Annotated in this window: 20 protein-coding genes and 4 pseudogenes; 9 read left to right on the top strand and 15 right to left on the bottom strand. The window is 62.5% G+C overall.

Features of this window, described 5'->3' with window-relative positions:
* Positions 1-20: 20 nt before the first annotated feature.
* Positions 21-4220, bottom strand: coding sequence for a hypothetical protein (locus E3T55_RS10890; protein ID WP_134519596.1), 4200 nt, complete (start codon positions 4218-4220; stop codon positions 21-23).
* Positions 4221-4258: 38 nt separating this feature from the next.
* Positions 4259-4729: a hypothetical protein gene (locus E3T55_RS10885; RefSeq protein ID WP_134519595.1), complete on the bottom strand. Its 471-nt coding sequence runs from the start codon at positions 4727-4729 to the stop codon at positions 4259-4261.
* 279 nt (positions 4730-5008) lie between these two features.
* On the opposite strand from E3T55_RS10885, the pseudogene E3T55_RS20790 reads away from it, so the two are divergent.
* Positions 5009-5538 (top strand): annotated as a pseudogene (locus E3T55_RS20790) (hypothetical protein).
* On the opposite strand, the pseudogene E3T55_RS10875 reads toward E3T55_RS20790, so the two are convergent.
* Positions 5481-5622: pseudogene (locus tag E3T55_RS10875) on the bottom strand (IS481 family transposase); the annotation flags it as partial. The pseudogenes E3T55_RS20790 and E3T55_RS10875 sit on opposite strands and share 58 nt — an antisense overlap.
* Positions 5623-5975: 353 nt before the next feature.
* On the opposite strand from E3T55_RS10875, the gene E3T55_RS10870 reads away from it, so the two are divergent.
* From E3T55_RS10870 to E3T55_RS10855, 4 genes are read left to right on the top strand one after another with little or no spacing between them, the layout of a single operon-like run.
* Complete coding sequence (locus tag E3T55_RS10870) at positions 5976-7061, top strand: site-specific integrase (protein WP_198418557.1); 1086 nt, start codon at positions 5976-5978, stop codon at positions 7059-7061.
* 23 nt (positions 7062-7084) lie between these two features.
* On the top strand, positions 7085-7669 hold the full coding sequence (locus E3T55_RS10865; protein ID WP_174775462.1) for a hypothetical protein: 585 nt from the start codon (positions 7085-7087) through the stop codon (positions 7667-7669).
* Complete coding sequence (locus tag E3T55_RS10860; RefSeq protein ID WP_134519594.1) at positions 7620-8132, top strand: TetR/AcrR family transcriptional regulator; 513 nt, start codon at positions 7620-7622, stop codon at positions 8130-8132. The genes E3T55_RS10865 and E3T55_RS10860 overlap by 50 nt, the downstream gene beginning before the upstream one ends.
* Entirely contained in the window at positions 8120-8722 is a 603-nt protein-coding gene (locus tag E3T55_RS10855) for a TetR/AcrR family transcriptional regulator (protein ID WP_241993007.1), read from the top strand. The genes E3T55_RS10860 and E3T55_RS10855 overlap by 13 nt, the downstream gene beginning before the upstream one ends.
* Positions 8723-8865: 143 nt before the next feature.
* Here E3T55_RS10855 and E3T55_RS10850 read toward each other — a convergent pair whose 3' ends face one another.
* The 8 genes and pseudogenes from E3T55_RS10850 to E3T55_RS10815 form a co-directional block, all read right to left on the bottom strand.
* A complete protein-coding gene (locus E3T55_RS10850) occupies positions 8866-10191 on the bottom strand; it encodes a HipA domain-containing protein (RefSeq protein ID WP_134519593.1) in 1326 nt (441 codons plus the stop codon).
* Positions 10178-10693 (bottom strand): helix-turn-helix domain-containing protein, encoded by a 516-nt coding sequence (locus E3T55_RS10845; protein WP_166791755.1) that lies wholly within the window; start codon positions 10691-10693, stop codon positions 10178-10180. Before E3T55_RS10845 ends, E3T55_RS10850 begins: the two co-directional genes overlap by 14 nt.
* A gap of 175 nt (positions 10694-10868) precedes the next feature.
* Positions 10869-11434, bottom strand: a pseudogene (locus tag E3T55_RS20785) (relaxase domain-containing protein); the annotation flags it as partial.
* A gap of 121 nt (positions 11435-11555) precedes the next feature.
* Positions 11556-12629 (bottom strand): HigA family addiction module antitoxin, encoded by a 1074-nt coding sequence (locus tag E3T55_RS10835; protein WP_166791754.1) that lies wholly within the window; start codon positions 12627-12629, stop codon positions 11556-11558.
* 20 nt (positions 12630-12649) lie between these two features.
* The gene (locus E3T55_RS21190; protein ID WP_166791753.1) at positions 12650-12922 is read right to left on the bottom strand and encodes a type II toxin-antitoxin system RelE/ParE family toxin; all 273 of its coding nucleotides are present in this window, start codon (positions 12920-12922) and stop codon (positions 12650-12652) included.
* 126 nt (positions 12923-13048) lie between these two features.
* A pseudogene (gene mobF / locus E3T55_RS10825) lies at positions 13049-13573 on the bottom strand (MobF family relaxase); the annotation flags it as partial.
* 86 nt (positions 13574-13659) lie between these two features.
* Positions 13660-14349 carry a hypothetical protein gene (locus E3T55_RS10820; RefSeq protein WP_134519589.1) on the bottom strand — a complete coding sequence of 230 codons (690 nt, stop codon included), beginning with the start codon at positions 14347-14349 and terminating at the stop codon, positions 13660-13662.
* Between the two features lie 628 nt (positions 14350-14977).
* Positions 14978-15175, bottom strand: coding sequence for a hypothetical protein (locus tag E3T55_RS10815; protein WP_134519588.1), 198 nt, complete (start codon positions 15173-15175; stop codon positions 14978-14980).
* A gap of 377 nt (positions 15176-15552) precedes the next feature.
* Between E3T55_RS10815 and E3T55_RS10810 the strand changes: the two genes are divergently transcribed.
* Together E3T55_RS10810 and E3T55_RS10805 are read left to right on the top strand one after the other, a co-directional pair.
* Entirely contained in the window at positions 15553-15804 is a 252-nt protein-coding gene (locus E3T55_RS10810) for a type II toxin-antitoxin system Phd/YefM family antitoxin (protein WP_134519587.1), read from the top strand.
* Positions 15801-16061, top strand: coding sequence for a Txe/YoeB family addiction module toxin (locus tag E3T55_RS10805; RefSeq protein WP_134519586.1), 261 nt, complete (start codon positions 15801-15803; stop codon positions 16059-16061). Before E3T55_RS10810 ends, E3T55_RS10805 begins: the two co-directional genes overlap by 4 nt.
* Before the next feature lie 51 nt (positions 16062-16112).
* On the opposite strand, the gene E3T55_RS20275 is transcribed toward E3T55_RS10805, so the two are convergent.
* The 3 genes from E3T55_RS20275 to E3T55_RS10795 all read right to left on the bottom strand — a co-directional run bounded on the left by E3T55_RS20275 (position 16113) and on the right by E3T55_RS10795 (position 17730).
* On the bottom strand, positions 16113-16268 hold the full coding sequence (locus E3T55_RS20275) for a hypothetical protein (protein ID WP_166791752.1): 156 nt from the start codon (positions 16266-16268) through the stop codon (positions 16113-16115).
* Between the two features lie 55 nt (positions 16269-16323).
* The gene (locus tag E3T55_RS10800) at positions 16324-17379 is read right to left on the bottom strand and encodes a C-terminal helicase domain-containing protein (protein WP_134519585.1); all 1056 of its coding nucleotides are present in this window, start codon (positions 17377-17379) and stop codon (positions 16324-16326) included.
* A 90-nt stretch (positions 17380-17469) separates the two neighbouring features.
* Positions 17470-17730, bottom strand: a complete 261-nt coding sequence (locus tag E3T55_RS10795; RefSeq protein WP_134519584.1) for a hypothetical protein — start codon at positions 17728-17730, stop codon at positions 17470-17472.
* A 254-nt stretch (positions 17731-17984) separates the two neighbouring features.
* Between E3T55_RS10795 and E3T55_RS10790 the strand changes: the two genes are divergently transcribed.
* Entirely contained in the window at positions 17985-18482 is a 498-nt protein-coding gene (locus tag E3T55_RS10790; protein ID WP_134519583.1) for a hypothetical protein, read from the top strand.
* Between the two features lie 264 nt (positions 18483-18746).
* Positions 18747-20180, top strand: a complete 1434-nt coding sequence (locus E3T55_RS10785; protein WP_166791751.1) for a PASTA domain-containing protein — start codon at positions 18747-18749, stop codon at positions 20178-20180.
* 315 nt (positions 20181-20495) lie between these two features.
* Here E3T55_RS10785 and E3T55_RS10780 read toward each other — a convergent pair whose 3' ends face one another.
* A complete protein-coding gene (locus E3T55_RS10780) occupies positions 20496-20864 on the bottom strand; it encodes a hypothetical protein (protein ID WP_134519581.1) in 369 nt (122 codons plus the stop codon).
* Positions 20865-21352: the final 488 nt, after the last annotated feature.

Genomic DNA, 21352 nt, shown 5'->3' with positions numbered 1-21352 from the left:
CAAAGTTGTTCAGCAGCCTCCTAGGGCCAACGCACTGAAACGTCGGCCACGGCAGCCGCAATCGTGTCCGCAGCGCGCTCACCACCCAGATTCAACAGCGTAGGAAGTATCTCGAGGAGGTTCTGAAGAAGATCCTGACGATCCCAAGTATCGCTGATCATTTCTTGAGCAAGCTGCAGTCGCAAACGCGGCCACACCAATTCCGACCGCGTCGGGCGCAACAAGTACATCGCTAGCCTGCGGTAGAGCCCCCGCTCGGCCGCCCGCGACTCCGCGATAGCGTCCGCGAGGGCGGTCTCAGCGTCGCCCCGATGCGGCGCACCCGCCGAACCGACGAGCGTCGCAAGGCACATCGCGCGGCTGATGGGGTCGGTTATGGACTTTGCGAAGCGCACGGCCTCACCGATGAGCACCGCCCGCTCCGATGCTGGCTGATACTGAGCGAGCAACGCTGCGACAGTAGGCGGTACGAAATCCGGCCAGATCGAGGACGCCTCGTATTTCGCGTCCAATCCTGAACTCAACTCCGCGATCCGTACGAGTAGCGCTCCGATAGCGCGATACCAGTCTGCTCCGGTCGAGAACTCTGAAGCCTGTAGTGGAACATCCAGGACTTGCGTGTGGCCAACGTCGGCGAGCTGGCGCGCCCATGCACCGATTGCCTCAAGGCCGATCTCCAGTTCCTTGGTTGTATCGATATCGCTATCGATATCGATGTCGAAGTCAATGGCTATTTGGTCGGGCGTTCGATTGAACCCGTACAGGTCCTCAAACCCGCGCCATCTGACAACCCTGACGGAGAACTCGCGCTCATCCGGTTGCGCGGTCGTATCGCCTGCGGACTCAGTTGGAAGGGCCTGCTCGAGTGAATAGTTGGTGTCGGCGGTGTCCTCCGTGTCGCTGAAGGCGCTAGCGCCGTTTGGCTCGATCGACGCGACAGCCTCCACGAAGGCTCTGCGCTTCGGATCGTTTAGGATCAGGCCGTAGTCGCGGATCAATTGCTTACACTGAGTAATTGTGAGCACAGGAGCCGCCGCGAGCACAGCCTCGACCTGCATGTTTGCGGGCAGGTCGAAAATCGCTTCGAAGGCCTCGTCGCGTAGGGAGTCGCGCCGTTGCGGCCGATCGTCCATCTCGGCGATTGCAAGCAGCGCCTGGGTCTTGCGTCCCATTAGGGGCGACATGCTTTCGTACATCACCACAAGACTTTCCGTGTTCACCGTGCCGGTAAAGGCAATGTGACCCGGCTGGATGTCTCGAGCGGACTCGATTGTCCATTCGAAGAGCTCATCCGCCGTCGGGCTTACAATCGTCTTCAGCATCGTGATACCCAGTTCCGCCCTCTCCGCGGGATTGTCAAGGATACCGATAAGGCGGCGAACCTCGACGAGCGCGGCCGCTCCGGGTGACGCGCTCAGGATCGGAATCAGAGCGGTCAAGGCACGAGCGCGATCATACGGACGGACTTCGGCATCGACTAGGCCCATCGCAAGCTCCTCGACTTGTCCCGTGAAGTCTCTGGACTGAGCGAGGGCCGCGAGAAGAAGGACACGGTCGACCCGATCGGGTTGCGTACTTCCAACTGCAACGAGTCCCGCCGGCAGTTGAGCCACCTCGACAACGATCGACCGAGCGTCATGGGCGGACATGTGGATCGCTACGTTCATCAGCGCACTGGCCCGATGAAGGTCATTTGTGAGCTCCCTCGCGCTGACGAGAGCCTCGTCGAGAAGGTGACTTCTTCGGGAGCCCACCGCCATGTTCTCGGCAATCCGCGTGAGCGCGTTGGCTCGGTCGGCTGGCGCTGCGAGGCCGAGATTCGCAACCGCTTCAGCAAGGTACTCGTCGACGCGGCTTTCCGGCAGGAAGGGGAGGATCGTTCCGATCGCTTCCGCTTGAGCGATCGGTTCGGCGACTTGCCTGGCGGTTTCAAGAGAGGCATCGATGATTCGGCCACGTTCGCTGGAGACCACGTCTACCTCTAGTAGATCGGCGAGCTGTTCCAGACGTGCGTCAGCGTCCTCAATCTGCAGGCAACTCGCCAACGCCTCGGCACCGACCACACGGCGAGTGCCGGAGACGAGGAGGGGCTCTATGGCAACCAGGGTCGCACTCTTCCGGGCCGGATCATCGATGGCTCGGGCAAGGTCCAGTGCCTCGACGACCCACTCGGGGTGAACATCTGCGGCCCCAAATGTGAGGAGATCAATGTAGGCCTCCAGCCACTCTGACAAGTCCAACGAACCTCGAAACGCCACCGTCGCTTGCTCAATGAGGTCGGGGTACTTGCTCAGCCCAGCAGCCATGCTGCCGAGCCGATTCGCCCGTTGCTCGGCGTCATCGTCCTGCGAGGCGACGGAGATCGCTCGCGACAGGTCCAAACGGAGGTCAGCATCGGGCAGCGCCTCGACCAGTTCGGCTAGCTCGTCAATCGTCTCGCCGTCCCTTTCGGCGAGGACGAGCACCGCACGAGTTTCGGCTTCGAGTATTTCCGTCGCTAGCTCGTCGGGCAATCGCTTGGCGAGTTCCAGGAGAGCTCGGGTACGGGCGTCGTGCGGTTCGAGAGTGAGTGCGATTTCGAGTGCCTCCCCGATCAACTCCGGGCGTAGTAGGTCCGCCAACCAGACAAGAGCCATCCCACGCCCGGTCGCCAGAGGGTCGCGGTTTAACATGGCAAGGGCCTGAGCATCGCCAAGCGCACCAACCTCCACGAGGCAACGCAATGTCCTGGGTCCAACGCTCCGGAGAAAGCTCACGAAGGTGTCCGCGTACAGCGCCATCCAGATCTCGTCGCCCAGCCATTGAGCGGGCAAACCATTACCCATCTGATCAATGTCGGCGGAGGCTGCGGCGCGCCCCGCTGCGATCACGTCCGCGCGAAAGAGACCTCCACTCGGATCGGATTTGAACTGTCGGACGTACCAATCTCGACTTCGAACAAGCGCGAGTGCCCCATCAACGTCGCCACCACTAGCGAGATGGTCGATCTGATGCCGAGATGCGTACCCGTCGAAGTCCGCCCACATGGACTGATCCGCGAAGTGCGCCGCAACCCTCGCGTGCAGATCTGGCATGTGAAGCTCGTCTCTAATTGCGAGGAAATCATGGAAGGACCTGTGCATCAACCGCCAGCGCTCCTGCCCAGGCTCACCCGTCACTACGACGAAGCGGCGCCAAGCGCGGAGCACGTCGCGTCGGACGTCGGAGGGTGAGGCCTGGATGAGTGCTGCCAGCCACTCGGCACCCACAGGTTCGCCGGCAACGGCCAGAAGCCCGACGATTGGTCGGTATAGCTGTCTCCAGGAGTCGATCCCATCTCCGGCGGCGAGTTTCGCCATCTGCCGCCACATTTCGTCGTAATAGCCAGCAAGGCCGTGTGGAAGAGCCGCCAAGCTGGCGGAATCGAGAGATCGGAGCCCCTCAGCGATGTCGGCGAGCAGGAAGCTGGTGAACATGAAGTTGCCTTCGCTAGCGTCGAGGATGTCATCTGCGAAGGTGTCGATGGTTACCGGCGTGCTCGCGGCCATCCGTCGCGCCAGAATCTCGGAACGTCCGGCTTGAGATACTAGGAACGTCCGGAGGTCTGCGCGCTCGGCCGGCGAGTCCGCCGAGATGACGAAGTCGTGGATCACGGTGTCAGGACTTGTCCGAAGTGGGTAGGAGCCTGGTCGCTGTGTCACGAGCATGAATACCCCGGGTGGCAGTTGGGGCGGCAACAGAAGGACGTTGCCCCCGGCGCCCGAATCGACGGACTCATCAAGCCCGTCGACCACGACCCAAATAGTGCCCTCCGCCCTTTGGACCGACAGGCTGAGGATTCGGGAGAAGAACGCAGAATCCTCACCGATGGCGGGGAGGTGATCGTACGGGAGCGAATACCGAGTGATCAGTGCGGCGCAAAGGTGGCCAAGGCACTGCTTTGCGGTGGTGAGGTTGCGACTTGCGTTGACGAAGAACGCCTCACAGGAGAACCGGTGCGCGACTTCCGCCGCGATTGCTGTCTTGCCCAGCCCTGCGTCGGCAATCAACCGGAAGTAGCCTTTCCGGTGCGTGGCCTCGAATCGTTCGAGTTCAGCAAACAGCTCGCCTCGGCCGACGAATTCGGCCGTCAACGTCATCTCCTGCGAGAAATCCTTGTAGGCGTCGTAGAGGTCGGGAATGGCCGGCCCGGAAATGATGTTGACGTCGCCGCCGACGCTCGAGTGTTTCAGGCTGAACAACGGGGCAGACGAACGCTGTCGGCTTTGCGGGCCCACCCCTATGAAGGGTCCGGCTGCGGTCTCTCTTGGTAGACATCCCCGCCCGCTTCGACATTCGAAATCCGGACGCCGCCGGTCACATTCCACCCGCGTCCTCGGACACCGATTCCGCCAGATCGGACCCGGTCGATGTCTACAAACGCGGCGTCGATGTCTTCTAGATCGACGCCGACACCCCTCGCGGCGGCCGGGTCGGCCTTGGCGACGAGGTCGAAAAGCTCTTTTGCCTCTTGCAATAGCGCATCGTCCGCCGCGGCGTCAGTCTCATGCAAATCCTCTTCGAGTGACCTCCGCTTGGCTTGAGACGAGGGATTGCGCTCTACCGGACTGACATCGACTTGGTTGTAGCGGTCGGTGATGAGACGTTTCAGACCTGCGTACGCATCCCGTATCGCTGCCTCCGCCGTCGGCTTAAGCGCGGCAGCGGCCCCGGTTGCGAGGGCCACCACGATCAACGAAATCGGATCCATCCCGCACCTCCGTAGGCAGGCAACGCCTGCTGCACCAAGTTTCCTCTTCGGTTGACCTCTCCGCAACGGGCCGACGAGACTCACCTATAGTGCTCGCGAAACGGGGTGCATAGCTCATTTGAGAAACGCTCGCGAAATCACGGGCCGCTATGGGCACGGCGGTGACGATGAGGGATAGACCCGTCGATGGCAACGCCTAGGAAAATTACGAAGAAATACGCCGCCGATTATGCGAAGTCGTCGAAGAACGTCAAGACGTGATTCTGGACGAGCTCGTCGCTGTCACGGGGCGGTCCAGGGCCAACGCCCGCCGTCACCGTCGACGAAGCCGAAACTGAATGGGTCGAACTCAACCGGTGGGTGAACTGGCTACGACGGACGTATGGGCTCCCAGCGTCCGTCGTGCCGCCGTTCTGGCATCGGCACCCCGAACTTGTCTGGGAACTCTCCGCGCTCTGCGCCTACGACCCCGATCAGCTCTGCCCCCTTCGGATGGCACCGCGACTTCGCCGACGCCCGCCAACGCCCGCCAACGCCTCCACGACTGGGTCGCCACGTCGGGGACACGCCTGGAAGGAGACCGGCAAACTCGCCAGGCTGTCTGGCCGGGAGAACAATCCATCGACGCCCTCGAGTACATCCCGATCACCGACCGCGACAAGGACTTCGTGCAGTTCGTCGCCGACGACGTCACCAAACGACGCTTGGCCGCGGCCGCGTTCTATGCTCGCGCCGACTCGAAGATCCACATGCCCCCGCAGCGGCATCCGGTACCGGTTGAGGGCCTTCGACACCGTCGACTGCGGTAGGCGCAGGTGGTAGCCGATCCGGTGCGGTCCCCACCTCCGGGTGAAGCGCAGCGCGATGATCCGCCGCTCCGTGCGCCTGGCCGTCTGGGTCGTCGCACAAACGCTGGCCTCAACATGCGGCATCATGTGGGCTCGCTGGCTCGGCTGTCGCAGTCGCTGCGGCTGCGTCCCGACAACGGCGTGATGCCAGTCGCGTTGGGCCGGACGGATATCGTTCTATTCCTGAACCGCTTGGCCTACCTCGCCTCGACGGGAAAAATCAGCACCGACGCCCGGATCCGAACCACCCGCGAGGCCCGCTTCGTGCTGACGACGATTCGCACGTCACCCCCGGAGCCGTCGCCGGTGGTCTCGGGCAAGACTTCACGATTAGCTCGCACGATATCCTCGACACTCCCGAGCATGGGGAGTGCGGTCGCAGCCTGCCGCCCGAGATTATGCATGAAATTTGCACCCATCTGGATGAGCTGCCCTCCGCACCGATGCGCGCGGCCGTCGAGCTGATCATGGATACCGGCCGGCGGCCCGAGGAAATCGCTGACCTCGCCTTCGACTGCCTCACTCACGACGGTGACGGGTTGCCCGTCCTGCTCTATGACAACCACAAAGCTAACAGGCTGGCCCGGCGCCTCCCGGTCAGTTCCACCACCGCCGACCTGATCATCGCCCAACAGGCGTGGGTCCAAGGCCGCTTCCCAGACACACCGGTGTGTGATCTGAAATTGTTGCCTACCGACCGGAGGAACCCCGACGGTCACAAGTCACTCACCGCTTTCAGCGTCGCTTTCCACCACCGATCATGGATGAGCGCCATGCCGGTATTGCACACCAACGATGGGTTCGAACTCGATAAGAGCCGCGCTGTTCTCTACGCCTACCGGCATGCCTACGCTCAGCGCCACGCTGACGCCGGGGTCGGCATCGATGTCCTCCGTGAACTCATGGATCATCGCAAGCTCGACACCACCAGCGGCTACTACCAAGTCGGACAGCAGCGTCGCCGCGACGCCGTCGAAAAAATTGCTGCGATGCAGTTCGACCGTCACGGTGACCGTTTTTGGCACCAAGCAGAAGAACTTCTCGACTCCGAGCAAGCCCGCCGGGCCATCGGTGAGGTCGTTGTTCCCTTCGGTGTTTGCACCGAACCGTCCAATGTTCAAGCCGATGGCCATGCATGTCCCTACAGATTTCGCTGCGTGGGCTGTGACCACTTTCGCACCGACGTGTCATACTTGCCCGATCTAAACGCCCACCTCGCGGACCTGCTACGCAACCGCGAGAAACTCCTCGCCACCCAAGACTTGGACGACTGGGCACGCGACGAAGCACTCCCGTCCCAAACCGAAATCACCCGCATCCGCCGGCTGATCAGCAAGGTCGAAGCCTGTCTTGACCTATTCACCCCGACGCAACGCACCGAAGTTGAGCAGGCCGTGACCCTCCTGCGCCGCCACCGAACCGTTTCACTCGGAATGCCCCAAATCCGCCAGCCCCAGCCCGATATCCGGTTGGAACGCCCATGAACCCCACCGGACAGCCACCAAACGTGCGCACCGCCGCGGCCATCATGGGCCGCCGCTCAGATACCCATCGTCGACGCGAACGCGTGCTGGCGGCGCTGTCCGAAGCGCAGGGCGCAGGCACCAGCGTCAGCGCCGCGGACATTGCTCGCAGAGCAGGCGTCGACCGCTCATTCCTCTATCGTCACCGCGACCTCATCGAACACCTGCACACCGTCCAATCGCAACCGTCCGATGACCCTACCCGCGGCCCCATCTCAAGCAGGGCCTCACTGACAGCGGATCTGGCCGCGGCTCACCACCGAGCGAGGCGCCTCGCCGACACGGTCCAACAACTAGAAAAACAGCTATCCCAAGGGCTCGGCCATCGAGCCTGGAGCGAAGCCGGACTGGGCGGACCCGCCGACTACGACGAGCTCACCTCGCGAATCACCGACCTCGAACAGGTGATAATCGATCTCCGCGAGGCGCTCAAACAACGCGATCAGGACCTTGCAGCTGCCCGCGGAGCCAACCGCGAACTCATGACACAAATCAACACCGGCAGAGGCCACGGTCGCGCTGCTGCGGGAGCACACGTTCGAAGACATCTCCTACCTCGATCTCGCTGAAGCCACCGCAGTGTCCGAGCGCACCGTCTACCGGCGTTTCCCGACCCGGTCGCACCTCCTCGAAGCGCTGGCGAGCTGGATCGAAGCCGAGCAGTTTCCGCTCCCCGACTTCCGCACGTTGGCGGAGTTCCGCGACGCGGTCCACGACCGATTCCAGGCTTACGAGCGGTCGCCCGGCTGTGCCTTTGTGGCGGCGCGCGGGGCGGCACTCTCGCCCACGACCGCAACGCCGTCGATCCCGCTTACCTCCGCCATCTTCGCCATGCTCGCGCACGAGGCGCCAACGCTGAACAACCGCGACACGCGGCGCATCGCGGCGACCGCGCGGTACTTTGCCTCCCCCATCTTCTGGGCGCGGATGCGGACCGGCTTTGACATGGGGGCCGACGAGACGTTCGCGGCGTTCGAACGAGCCATGCTCCAGACCCTCGCGACGGTGAGAAACCCGACTTGGGCCGTCTGACGCCGCAGGCCAGCCCGACGCCTGAACTTTCAGCGAGCGAAGCGTCGATCCTGCGGGCCTACTCCGAACTGATCGAGGAGGTCGGCACCGACGACATCTCCTTCCGCCTGATCGCCGTTCGGGCTGGCGTCGGGGAGCGAACCGTCTTCCGGCACTACCCCACGCGTATCGACCTGCTCCTGGCGACCGCGGCGTGGATCGAGCAGACGATCTTCAGCAGGCGGGAACCGGCATCCATTTTTGATGTACCGATCGCGATCCGCGAGGCGATGGATGCCTACAACCGGCGCCCGGAACTGGCTCACGTCGTCGCGGAGACGGCAATGCGCGGCGTGAACGGCGCGGAGCCCGCGCCGAACCGCGATCGGTTCGACACGATGCTGCGCGCCGAGGTGCCCTCTCTGGCCGCCCCCGAGCGGCGTCTCCTCGTGGCCGCACTCTGCCACCTGGACTCCTCGGCGACCTGGGTGACCATGCACCGAGAGCTCGGCATGGACGCTCGCGACATCGCCGACGCCGCCATGTGGGCCGCCGAGGCCCAGCTCAACCCGATCCGCGATCGTGCAACCGGGTATACCGCCTCTCAGTGAGTTTTTCCGTTTGATGTCCCCACTTCCGGGCTGACGCCCGACGCAGTCCTGACGCAGATGCAGCCGCTCGCGGCATCTGTTTTCACCGCTGTGACGGATGCTCAGCCCGGCCAGTTGGTCTGGCCCCACACCCGCTAGTGGCTTCAGCGAGCGATCGCCGCGACCACCTGAGCTGCGCGAATCGGGGTGCGTTCGACGAGCCGCGCGATGGTGTCGGTCTGGAGGTGCGACGGCAGCATCGACGCAGCCTCTGCAATCAGTTCAGGCAGTGAATCCGCGACCGCACTCGCCCAGTCGGTCACCAAAACGCGGCTGAGGCCGGCTTCTCGGGCGACGGCGCCCCACTCGAACCATGAGTGCTTGCCCGCTTCGTAGTCTGCTGCGATTCGCATTGAGAGGTTCGTATTTCGGAATGCAGCGCCGGTCCTGTGGTGATCGTCGTCCGCCCGTCCGGCGTACGGGATGAAGCTGCTCACGTCGTAGAGCGGCGTGAGTGCGGCGCCGTCGGGGCGAATGAAGACGGAATAGTTCTTGGCGTGAGCATCGGTGTTCAGGGCCATCCAGGAGAACACGAGAGCTTGAACGAAGGTCAGCTTTGAGGACTCTTTGTGTTCGTCAGACACGTGAGTATCGAGAAGGCGCAGCACGTCTCTGTAGGAAGGGCCTCCGCGGCTCTCGTACTTCTGCAGTCGGGTGACGCCGGATGCCTGGGCGAGGTCCTCTTGGTGGATGCGGAGGATCGCAGCACTACCAGAACCAGAACCAGCACCTATAGCCAACCGATCGAAGCGTTCCACGACGAGGGTGTGCTCGCCGTCGAACAAGCTGAGGTGTACGCCAGCGGTGTCGATCCCGATGATGCGAGCAACGGTCATGGCGACGAATTCAACAAGCTCGCCATCCTTCTGGCCACGCACCCGTGGCTTGAAGATGTGCGTGGTCGGGTGGCTACCGGTCGGCTCGTACCAGCCGGTACCGGCGTTCCCGAGCGAGAACTTCCCCTGGGCGCCGCCGAGGGAGAAGGAGCCTGTGTTCCGGGCGGAATCTTGCCAGCTGGTGTCGTCCTCCCTGATCGCGCGGATTCGCGCTGCAATCTCGGCATTGCTGATCGGGTTGCTGGCACTGTTGCTTTGCTGGTTCGGGTCTGTGCCCGGTTCGGCAAACTGGATGGCTCCGGCCACGTCGGTGCCGTAGGCGCGCAGGAGCTCGAACGGCTCAGCAGTGGCCAGCCCGGCTTGGACTGCCCACCGCTCGCGGACATCCGCGTTGTCGGGGAGCAGATTGTCGAGAAAGGATGTGAGCTTTGGCCCAGTGATCGGTGCCGCGCCAACAGGCAGGGACAGGCTTACCGGCATCTGGTTCGGGTCGTCCAGCCACTGGGCGCGATAGGTGAGGCGATACTGCAACGGTGCAAGCAGTTCGAGCATGGCGACATGCGCACCGTAGAGGAACACGTCAAGACTGGGCATCGTCGGGCTCTGCCTCTGTAGTTGTCCTTTTCTCTGTCTCTGTGTCTGCCTCTGCGGCTCGCTGTGAGAGTTTCAGGCTCGCCTCGAAGATGCGCCGACGACCCGCGTCGAGCACATTCAGCGACGAGCTGGCTGTGCGATCCGGCAGCCTGAGGCCGATACTGGGTGAGTAAGCGTCTGGTCGAAGCGCCTGAGTCTCGTCCGTCATTCTGGCCAGCAAGCGCTCGATTTGGGGCGAGATCAACGATGGTGCCCCGACGTCTCCCGGGATGGCCAATGCGGCGCTTTCGAGGCGCGGCGGCCGGATCTCGACATTCAACTCCAGTACACCAAGGACCGCGAGCAGCCGGGCAGTGCCGATGTCATTCTTGCCTTTTTCCAGGCGCGACACCCATTGGCGGGTTGTGCCGACCGTGTGGGCAAGCTCATTTTGCGAAAGGTTGAGTTCAGTGCGGCGCCGGTGGATGAGTGCACCGAGCTCGACCAGGTCGTTGACGAGCACATCGGCCTCCAGGGGGATAGCGGCATTCCATGCTCAGACACTGGAACACTGAGGTTCCATTATATCGAGAAAACAGTGAATGGAATAGTAGCGTTCCACTTGAGCGATGAGTTGGCGCAATCGCTGTTCGACCCATCAGTGGCGAGTAGCCCTTGGTCGTCGCGGTAGTCCGGCGAGTTACATCCGGCGAGTTAGCGCCACCCTGCCCGGTGGTGGTGACAGTGCGCGTCGCCGCAACCTCGCGCTCCATGTACGCCATCACCTCGACCACCGCCGCATGGTGCGCCGCCGCGATGCGCTCCTGCAGAGCCGCGTCAGCCACACCCCACAGGATGCTCGCCGACTTCGGAAGCGAAAACGTGAAGTCATAGCCGGCCACGGCTCGCCGCCGCTTCGAGGCCGGTTCATCGTCAGCGGATGCCGCAGTGCCCGCCGCCCGAGCGGTTCGCCGGTAACCAGGTCTCGTCCCAGGCCGACCAAGAGCTGCAGCTGGGCCTCGGTGACCCGGTCGCAGTCGACGATGAGGCCGCCGCCGAGTCCGGCGAGACCGCCACCCAGCCAGCGGCCGGGCGGCGTGCCCTCCGCGATGTAGTACCGAGTGAGCGGAGTCGACATCGAACGGTCGCCGTCACTGGCAGCGACGGTGCGCAGCAGGTACTTGTGGCCGTCCCCGGCACTCATCACCCGCATCGACACCGTCACCGCGCCCACCTCCGTCGTCGTGACGAAGGTGCGCGCCATCAATCCTGACGAGGCGTGGCGCGGTGTTTGCGATTATGCGTTGAAGCGAGCTCGGCCGTGCCGTGGAGGAGCACGCCGCTCCGGATGCTCGAAGTCCAACGCCGTCAGCTATCTAAGGACCTCACCAGCGAGCCAGAATCGCGTCAACCTTGGGTACCAGCCCGTTCAGATGCCCCCACGGCACGACGCCGTCGAAGTGCAACCGACCAACGACCAAGGCCGGATGAACGCCTTGAACAGTCGCGCATCGTTCCACCTCTTTCGCGGAGATTCGCACTCCACTCGGCAGCGGTTGATGCAGCGTCCAAGACGACGCCAAGGCATCCGCTTCTCGTTCCTGGTCATCCATTGATTGGGGGTCGGTTTGATCATCAATGACGATCCCGTCATTGGCGTGCCCCAGCACCACGTGTGCCGTCTCATGAAGAAGCGTGAAGATGAGTTTGTCCATAGCGTTTCCGCGGCCCGAAACTGCAATTGTTGGGCCCCTCTCGTCCGTGAAACAGGCTCCGTCGATCTTGCCCGACTTGAATGCAGCAAGGTGCACCACGCGAACGCCCACCTGCGCAAACAAAGCCGGTACGCTCGATAGCGCATCCAGGGTTGAGAGCCTTCTCGTGAGGGTTTCGCCCAGTTCTTTCAAGCCTGGGCCGTCGTATGACGACGAGTTGAGGTCACGAGCTGCCTTGGCGGAAAAAGCCAGCCAAGCCGTCTGAGCCGGGGAGAGCGGCTCGGCCTCCAAGGTGCGACGCGCCGCGAGAGCGAAATTAGCCCGATGCGCGCCTGGAGCAGCCCGCAAGACAGACCAGACCTGCGCTTCTTCCACGGCCACATCGCCGGCTTGGATAAGTCCGCGCTTTCTGAGTTCGGCCATCGGAACCAGATTCGCCAAAGCAGCCCGCCGCTCGATGTCCAAGAGCTTCGGAGCGTGCGCCTCCGCTTGCGCCCACAGCGCGTACCGGTTCTGCAGGGTGAGCCATGTCAACGCCTCAGTACCCGTGGCACGGGCGATTTCGACGGCAGTTTCCACAGTGAGCAACTTCTTACCATTGAGAATTTCCGATACCGCCTGCAACGGCCGGCCAATAATGTGCGCGAACTCGCTTACGCTCCAGTCGCGCGCCTCGATCTCGTCACGAAGATATTCCCCGACAGGGAACGCTTCAGCTATGGTGCGGTTCGCTAGATCACTCATTGTGTCCTCCTCACGATTGCTCAGTGGTAGTCGACGATCTTGATGACCAAGATCTCTTGGTGTTGGGCATTGGTTCTGAACTCGATAATTAGTCGCCATTGCGGATTAAGACGAACAGAGTGCGGGCCCTTGAGATCTCCTTTCAGGAGTAACAGCCTGAGTCCCCGAAAGTTCCTCAACTCCGCTTGGCTTGAGGACGATTCCAGAAGACCGATCGCCTTGCGAAACGATCTTTTGAGATCCCGCCCGTATCTGAGCATATGAAAGTCAGCATCAGTCGCGAGCCTCTGCAAATCAGCATCGTCATAGCGAACCTCCCTGCACCCTCCGCCGATTTCACCTTTGGGGTGAAATCAATGAGTGCTACGACGATCGTAGACGTTCAGCAACGCCATCGAGCAGCTCAGAACCGTGGCCCGCACCGCCCACGCCAGGTGCCGATCGCGCCCCCGCTCCCGCGGTTCCCACTGCACACCGAGCGAACGGGTGAGCGCGTCGGCGAACAGGGTCTCGTGCAGCTCACTCAGCGCCACCACGGCCTCGTGTATCGGCCGTCCGTCGAGCGAGCGCCACTTGCCGTCGAGCCCGGTCTGCACCGTGTTGCTGATCACCACGTGTGTATGCAGGTGCGGATCCCCCGCCCGGCTGTCGAAATGGTCGAACGCCGTCGCGATCAGGCCGGTCACGTCCACGTGCGCGACCGCGCCGCCCTGCCCGGTGGTGCCGGTGCGCGTCGCCGCGACCTCACGCTCCATATAGGCGACCACCTCGGCCACCGCCGCATGATGCGCCGCCGCAATGCGCTCCTGCGTACCGGCGTCGGCCACACCCCACAGCACGCTCGCCGACTTTGGAATCGAAAACGTGAAGTCATACCCCGCCACGGCCCGCCGCCTCTTCGTTGCCGGTTCTTCGTCAGCGGATGCCGCGGCGCGCGCCGCCCTCTCCGTCAGATCAGCCCTAGATCTGTCGCCGTAGCCGTCCCTCTTGCAGGTGCTCGCTGGGTGGGTGGCACGTCAGGTGCGCACCGTCAGACCACGGCGGGATGCGAAGCGAGCGTCTCAAAGGCGATGGTGATGTCCGCGAGGTGGTCGCGAGCGATGACCGCGGTCAAGATCCGATCACTGAGAGCAACGCCGACGCCGTAAACGTGAGGGTCGGTGTCCAGGTGCATCCCCGGGAGGTCGACACCATCAACGCGGACGGATGTCTGCTCGATGTGCTTTTTCGTCGCGGGTGAATCGAGGTCGCCCGGAAATCCACCAACTGTGCGCTGCTCACGGAATGTGTTCATCACGATGTAATTGAGGTGATCGACCAGTGTGGACTCAAGGGTCTGCGACCCGTCGTCCGACGGGCGGGTGGTCATGACCGCTTCCCAGAGCATCGGATAGCGCATCAGCTCGCGTTGTTCCATCATCCAATCCGGCAGCGGCCGAATTGGCGGTGCCTCGAGCGCCGCACGGTCCACCGGCGCGAGATCTGCCAAATTGACCGGATCCTCGTGATCTCCGGGGACCTGCCAAAACGTGTACGAGAGTGACACCGAAGTGAGAAGGGTTGGCTCTCCGTTCATGGACGACCCCGTCGTCGAGACGCTTCGCACCTCCACAGCGGGCTGGGAAACGAAAGACATCACCGGCACCCGAAATTCGGCGACCACCTTCGCCATAGTCGGGGGTGCCGGGAAGTCCTCTGGAGCGCGCTCTGAGAAGTACATGCTCACAACCTATCGACCCATCAACGCGGCAAGCACGCGAAACCACATTCCAAACCAGCACTCGAGGACGCTGTCGAGATCTCCAGCGTCTCGCTGAGACAGCACCGAGCATTGACCTAATCGACTGATTGAGCTCAGCACGGGGCGACTCCCTGCCCCACGCATCCCGTGTAGGGTTCGTCGTGCGGGGTGAGCGCGGTTGGCTGGGCCAGAGCTGGCACCACAAACTGGGCTCTTGATCTGGCTTTTTGTGGTGGTGCTGATCCCTGCTCGCCGATCGTGGGCATTTGTGCGCCGGCGATCCATGGGGCTAGCCTGAGGCCAGGTTTGCACTCACAACTTTCCAGGCGGGTATCACCGGAAACGTCGCCACGAGCGGCTATATTCTGGGCGGTCTCGTGGTCCTCGGGCTTGTTGGGCTTATCTTTCTTGGATTGCGCCTTTTTCGAGGCAAGACAAACCGGAGCCAAACGAAGTAGTTCTCGCAGCAAACGGGCCGTCCCGTGGGAGGTTCCCCTGTGACACAACGTCGGCGCACTCGGTCGCCAAGTGGTTTGGCCCCAGATCCGTCGCGGTAGCCGTCCCACTTACGGGAACCTTCAATCGGCAGGGCTCACGCAGCGATTTGCTAGTCGGAGATATTGCCGTGCCAGCCATCAGGGCCGGCGGCGGCTTTGAGGCGAAGGTGATCGTGTTCGTCGCTCCTCCGCCATCCATAGGGTTCGACAGTCACGTAGCTGACACCTTCGGAGGCCGTGCGGGAGCGACTCGCGCCGAGACCAAGTGTGAACACTTCTTCGTCTATCCAGATCAGGAGCTGGGTCACCCAATCCCACGCATTTGCGGGCGGCGCATATAACCAATACTGGGGGGAATCCGAGGACGCCAAGGAGACAACTAGCCTGGCGGTCAGGCCGTCGCGTTGCTGCACTTCGNTGCGACAACGCCGGTGATGCGGTAGTCGTAGGGCTCTTCTCGTTTTCGCCATTCAGGGCCCCGCCAGCTATCTAAGCTCTGGAGTATCCGAATAATATCCTCGTCCACGATCATGTTGTCAGTATGGGGCGCGAGCTGCGACTTACCAGCGGGCGACGCGGGCACGATCGAATTGGGCCCGGTTAGGGTTCCCCATTCGGGAGCGGAGCACTTCCCTCACCGCATCCTTGAGTGGTACGTTATCAAGTACTACTCAGGGAGGCAATCATGTCGGCGATTACCGCGACGGAAGCACGCAAGAATTTGTTCGGGCTCATCCAGCAGGTCAACGACGACCACATCGCAGTCGAGGTCGTATCCCGGCACGGAAACGCTGTCATCCTCTCAAAGGAGGACTATGACGCGATGACCGAGACGGCGTACCTGCTGCGGAGCCCCGCCAATGCCGAGCGGTTGCTCACGGCGATTGAGCGGGTCCGGCGTGGCGAGTTCGAGCAGCACGATCTCTTCGACGCGTGAGTCGAACGATTGCCTTCGACCCGAATGGGTGGGAGGACTACGTCTACTGGCAGACTCAGGACCGTAAGACTCTCAAGCGAATCAACCAGCTGATTACCGACGCACTGCGCGATCCGTTCGCTGGCATCGGCAAACCCGAGGCTCTCAAGCACATCCTCTCCGGCGCGTGGTCCCGCCGCATCGACGACACGAACCGCTTGGTCTATTACGTCACGGACGACCACATCGTCATCCTGCAAGCCCGCGAACATTACTAACCCGAGGTCTAGCTCAGTTCCCGTAGGGGGTTCGGCTTACGGAGCGCTTTCTTATTGAGTTAGAGCGTTGGGCGCGTCGCTGGCGTGCAGGCCGAGCCGCTCGAGGATTGGCATCCTGATGATCGTGGCAAGCTGTTCGTAGCCGGCGGCATCCGGATGAAATCCGTCGCCCTCGCGGACCTGGCTGCGCCAGACAATGTCGGCCACGGTGCTCGACGAGTCTAGAAAGCCGATTGGATCCCGCCACTCCCGGGTCTGCGTTTCATCGCGACGGGAGGTGCCGTGCAAACTCCAGCGAAGCCGGCCGCGTAGGAGCAGAAAATTCGTTGCGGCTGGCCGCCAGGCGCTGGGCCGCCTCGAGGGCGGCACGGGCGCGGGCGGCATCGAGCTTCTGGGCGGTTGAGCCGGGGACGGCGCCGAGGGGGCTGATGCCTACGATGGCGTAGCGGTCTCGGTAGGCCGCGACGGTGCATCCGCTGTGGCGCCATGCGGCGGCGGCCGAACCGTGGGGCGCTGCGCCGAGCGCTCGAGTCCACGGCTCCCCAGCAAGAAGTGCGGCATCGAGCACGGCGGCCGCTCGCGACTCGATCAGGTTGCTGCGCTCGGCCAGGGCTTGGTGCATGGCGGGGTCCATGGGACCGAGGGCAGGAGGAATGAGCCCAGCGATCAAGCGCGGCGATCGGCGAGATCGTCCAGCCGCGGCGTCCCGAGCCAGCGCCCCTGCAACTCGGGCGTGCAGTACCGCCGCGATGTCCTGGGCATCCTCGAACCGGCGCGCCACCACCACCCGCGCCAGCAACTGAGCGACGTCATAGTGGTGGGCCTCAGCCCGCCGCAGCTCCGCGGCCAATGGCCCGAAGGCATCCGACTCGACGACCGCGTCAGCCTGAGCCGGCGTGAGCCAGCTCCCCTTCACCACCGCGACCCACCGGTCGTGCTGCGCGGCCGCAGCAAGGGTCTCGTATTCCGCGGCGAGCTGCGCCACCGAACCCCAGGCATCCTGCTCGGCCGCCAGCGTCTCGTGCGCCGACAGCTCGGCGCCGACGTGCTGCAGAATTCCGTACAGAATGCTGCGGCCCGACACCTCCGGATCGTCCCCGGCCCGCGGCCCCACATGCGCCACATCCGGGCGGTCGATCGCGACATAGGCGGTGTTCGCCTCGCGCCCGCGCGTCATCGCGACGTAGAAGTTCTCCCGTGGCATGCTCGTCGCCACCACCACATGCGCGGTATCGGTCGTCAGTCCCTGCGCCCGGTGCGACGTCACCGCGTACCCCAGCTCGACATGCTCGGTAACATACGCCGCCGGCAGCACCACCGCGCTCCCCCGCCGCCGACCCGCACGTCGAACCTCGACCCCGCCATCGCGCCGCACCCCGACCACGACCCACCGATCACCATTGCGTACCTAGGTGCGCGCCGCACACAGCCGCCGATCGTTGCGCCGCGTGATCACCAGGTCGCCAACCGCGGCACGGGATCCGTCGTGCAGCTCGACCTCGCGCCGAGCGTCGACCCGCCCCTCCAGAATCAGCTCTGTGCGCGCCCGCACGTTCAGAGCTGCCACCGCCTCGTTTGAATCACTGATCAGAACGGTCGATTTACCCGAGCGGATGTCCGCCCGCCAGGCCGCGTAGGCAGCATCCGTCATCGCCTCGGTATTGCCCACACGCTACCGATTGTGCGCCGAGTGCAGGTCGGTCGCGACGGATCACCCTTCCGCAGGTAGAGAGACGCCGCTTCTCCCACTCGTGCACGTCGAGCATCTCTGGCGCATCCGCGCGGTCGTGCACCCAGAGACGAGAACGCGCCGCCGGCGTCGACCGAGTTGTCTACGAAATCAGAGCACGATCCGAGATCTGCAGAAATAGCCCCCGGGTGTGGGCTAGAGGCACTCACAGCCGGTCTGATTCAATACTGGCCATGCGACAGTTTCTTGGCGGACTATTCTTCATTAGCGGGCTTCTTGTCGGATACGGTGCATTCGAGCAAGACAGCTTCGCAGCTGGAATGCCATGGGGCCTAGGTGCCCTTGCGTTGTCCGGTGTCGGACTTGCCCTATCCCAGAGAAAGTCCATACCTGAAGACACAACGCAAGGCGAGGATCTGGATGCCAAAGAGAACAACCGTCAGGTTGCTCTGCAAGTTGCGAATTCGGGGGGCTTGCTCGCAAGCACAGCGCGCCTATGGCTGAAGGCCTACGACTCTGACCCCAGCGTACCGATCTTCGGCGTGCGGCCCTACTGGACGCCGACTGGACCAGGGGGCACTCCTCAACTTCTGTCTATGATCGGTCTTCGCGGTCTCGACCACCGACTGAAGTATGTGGGCGAAGTGGAAGCCGACGATTCGCTCCTTGCGATCATGGCCGACGACCCGCACCCGAAGGTACGTGACGCCGCGCGCGCTCGATTGCGGTAGCGGACTCTTCGGTTCGATTTCTCCCTCGCATATCGACGCGAACGGGAATCTGTTCGTATCTCTCTAGCAGTCCATCCGATCGGGGGTCCCGCCGGCGACTTCCTCGCGCGAGATAGTCGTTCCTGGGCTGACTGCGGCATAATCAGAACATTGACCGGCGCAGTCGAGAATGTTCGGCGGGCGTGCCTATGGGGATGAGCAAGGCAGCAAGGAAACTTGGGGATGCAAGAACGCAGTGGGGCTGAGATCCCCGAAGGACGAACGGTGTCATCTCGAGTCGTTCAAGACCAACACAATTCCTCCCGTTGGACGAGATTTCGTGCGCACCCCAAATTTCGCAGGCGGATTGTTCTTGCCGCAGCGTGCCTCCTAGTCATTGGCGCAGGCATTTCTTGGTTAACCGTCGAGGCTCAGAAAGTCGTCGTCCCCGATCTTGCGGGACTCTCGGTGCCCGAAGCCGGATTGGCCGCAAGCGAGCTGGAACTAGGTCTTGAGCCCGATAGTCCACTTCCGACAGACGACATCCAGAAGTTCACGACGATCAGCACCCAGAATCCAATTGCCGGCGCAAGGGTTTTTCCTGGAACGGTCGTCTCGTTTGATTTCGACCTAGACAAGGTCGAAATACCAGATATCGGCGGCATGCCACTGACCGACGCCCAGAAAGTTTTGGCAGCCAACGGCCTGAGCGGCCAACCCGCTCAGGCCCAACTGTTGCGTTTGGAATCAGGCGATCCAACTGGACCTGGGCTAAATCAAGACGCAAGTCCCGTGGCCCTAGCTGCCTTGGCAGAGCAACTGGACGTGACGGGCGATGTCGATTTCACCGGTGCCGAATTCGCGCTCACAGAAACGGCAAACGTCGACAGCTGGACGGTGACGACCGTGAGCCCAAGTGCAGGTCAATCGGTTCGGGCAGGTTCTGATGTCTCGATAACGCTTGCACTTCCCATCACCCAAGTGCCAGATCTAGCGGGGATGCCATCGGCGGAGGCTTTGAGCCTTCTCAAGCAGGTAGGCCTGTCAGCAAAGCAATCGTCCGAGCCAAGTTATGGCGGTCCGCTGCCAGCCGAATTCAAACTCGATCTCGCTTACCTCGAATACAGCTATTGGGGCTCTAAGGAGAGCGCCACGTTGACAGCCAAGCTTGGGAAATCTGGGACCTGGCTCGTGGATTCTCAGTCGGCTGCGCCTGGCGATGTTCTGCTTATCGGCGATGCAGTGGACGTGCGGGCACAATGGCCGACAGCCGTCGTTCCTGATCTAGCTGGAAAAACCGGCGACGAGGCTAAACAAGCGCTAAATGACCTTGGCTTTTCCGGATACGCACTCCCACTCTCGAGTACTGGCATTGTTCGAAGTCAGGTCTACGCAGCTGGGACAGTAATGCCGGTAGGAGCCCAGATCGAAGCGCAGATCGGTCACGAGTTCTCTTTCGCCATTACCAGCAGCGCGAGCCGAGGAATGATCACATGGGCAGCGCCGGGTACTTTCTCCATTCAGCAAGCAAACGGAGAGTCCCTGCCCTGGACAAAAACCTGGTACCCATCGTCGGTACCGAGTGTCTATGAGCGCGGCAACTTCAATGCTCAGATGAATTCTGGGGATGGTTGGATTACCTGCGAAATAATTGTCGACGGTGAAGTAGTTCAGACCAAAACGTCGACTGGCGCTTACTCGGTGGTCTCCTGCGGATAGATCACCGCGCAACTCCAGAGTGAGCCAGATCCACGGCATGCTGTGGGCCACCGACATAATTATCCCCACACTGATTCCGGCGATGGCGAGAGACCCACAGTCTTGTGCTCGACACGTAGCCCGTAGCCAATTGCAGCTTGCGGGTGCCGTTAGTGAGAATGAGCTCCATCAACGTCGCGGCGAAGACCGTCAACTAGCGCAAGTGTTCGGGCAGTGCGGGGTCGCTGAAGTAGGCAGCCGCGTCGCGGTCCTTGGCCCGGCGCACGGCCTTGTGGCGTTCCCGGCGGTTGTCCCGGGGCCCGAGCTGGAAGCCGACTACTCGTAAATTTCGATGAGACTCGGGTCGGTCAGCTCGATCTGAGCCACGCCCTCGTATAGCGTGATCGGCCCCGAGGTACACAGGGTCACGCGGCCGTCAATCGGCTCGAGCCCGCCGACGTCCCAAATTACGATCTGAAAGCGTTCTGAATCAGGGTAGTCACGGCCAAGGTTGAGGAATACGTCGTCGTCAGAGTTGCCACCACCAGCAAGAGGCCCGCAGACGCGCTGCGCCGTGCCGGCATAGTTGACCGCGTCGTCCCACGCGATCCCGCCGCCGGGCAGTTCCTTAACAACGGGAGCTGGTACGACTTCGGCTGAGTTCCACTCAAACGACCGCGCCTCCGTGTCAGGGTCAACAACCACGGGTTCACCTACGGGTTCGAGCTCCGATTCGTCATTGGTATACGAGCTAGGACTACATCCACTGAGTAGCGTGGCGAGCAGTGCGGCGGAGGCGACGGCTACGCCTAGCGATCGGGACATGGCCACAGGTTATGTCATCGACCGCATTCGCTCGGTCGATTCGAGGCCCCCAGTACACGTCAGAAGTGGATTCCCGTGGGAGAGTCCTGCCGTCCGCGTTCCCGCCCCGTTGTCCTAGTACCCCGCCGGACGCCGAGCTTCATCGCCGGCGGCACGGGCGCATCCGGCGTCGAACCTTTGCGCGCTTGAGTCCGGGTCTTCTCAGGGGCTTGGCACCTACGATGCAGGTAGGTGGCGAGTAGTCCGTCTCGGTACGGCTAGTCCACGTTGTTGGTATGTAATCACTCAGCTCTTTGTTTACATCCGCGCTCACCACTTTGTTTACAAACGCACTCACCACTTCGGTTACACACGGTGTCAACACATCG

This window comes from Cryobacterium frigoriphilum (assembly GCF_004403305.1).
GTDB lineage: Bacteria > Actinomycetota > Actinomycetes > Actinomycetales > Microbacteriaceae > Cryobacterium > Cryobacterium frigoriphilum.
The sequence above is the reverse complement of the archived record's forward strand: the minus strand, read 5'-3'. Positions and strand labels throughout refer to the sequence as shown.

Excerpts from the sequence above, each read along its gene's own strand:
- E3T55_RS10870 (WP_198418557.1), top strand. The coding sequence starts at position 5,976 with ATGCATGAAATTTGCACCCATCTGGATGAGCTGCCCTCCGCACCGATG.
- E3T55_RS10850 (WP_134519593.1), bottom strand. The coding sequence starts at position 10,191 with ATGCCCAGTCTTGACGTGTTCCTCTACGGTGCGCATGTCGCCATGCTC.
- E3T55_RS10820 (WP_134519589.1), bottom strand. The coding sequence starts at position 14,349 with ATGTACTTCTCAGAGCGCGCTCCAGAGGACTTCCCGGCACCCCCGACT.
- E3T55_RS10885 (WP_134519595.1), bottom strand. The coding sequence starts at position 4,729 with ATGGATCCGATTTCGTTGATCGTGGTGGCCCTCGCAACCGGGGCCGCT.
- E3T55_RS10790 (WP_134519583.1), top strand. The coding sequence starts at position 17,985 with ATGCGACAGTTTCTTGGCGGACTATTCTTCATTAGCGGGCTTCTTGTC.
- E3T55_RS10835 (WP_166791754.1), bottom strand. The coding sequence starts at position 12,629 with ATGAGTGATCTAGCGAACCGCACCATAGCTGAAGCGTTCCCTGTCGGG.
- E3T55_RS10810 (WP_134519587.1), top strand. The coding sequence starts at position 15,553 with ATGTCGGCGATTACCGCGACGGAAGCACGCAAGAATTTGTTCGGGCTC.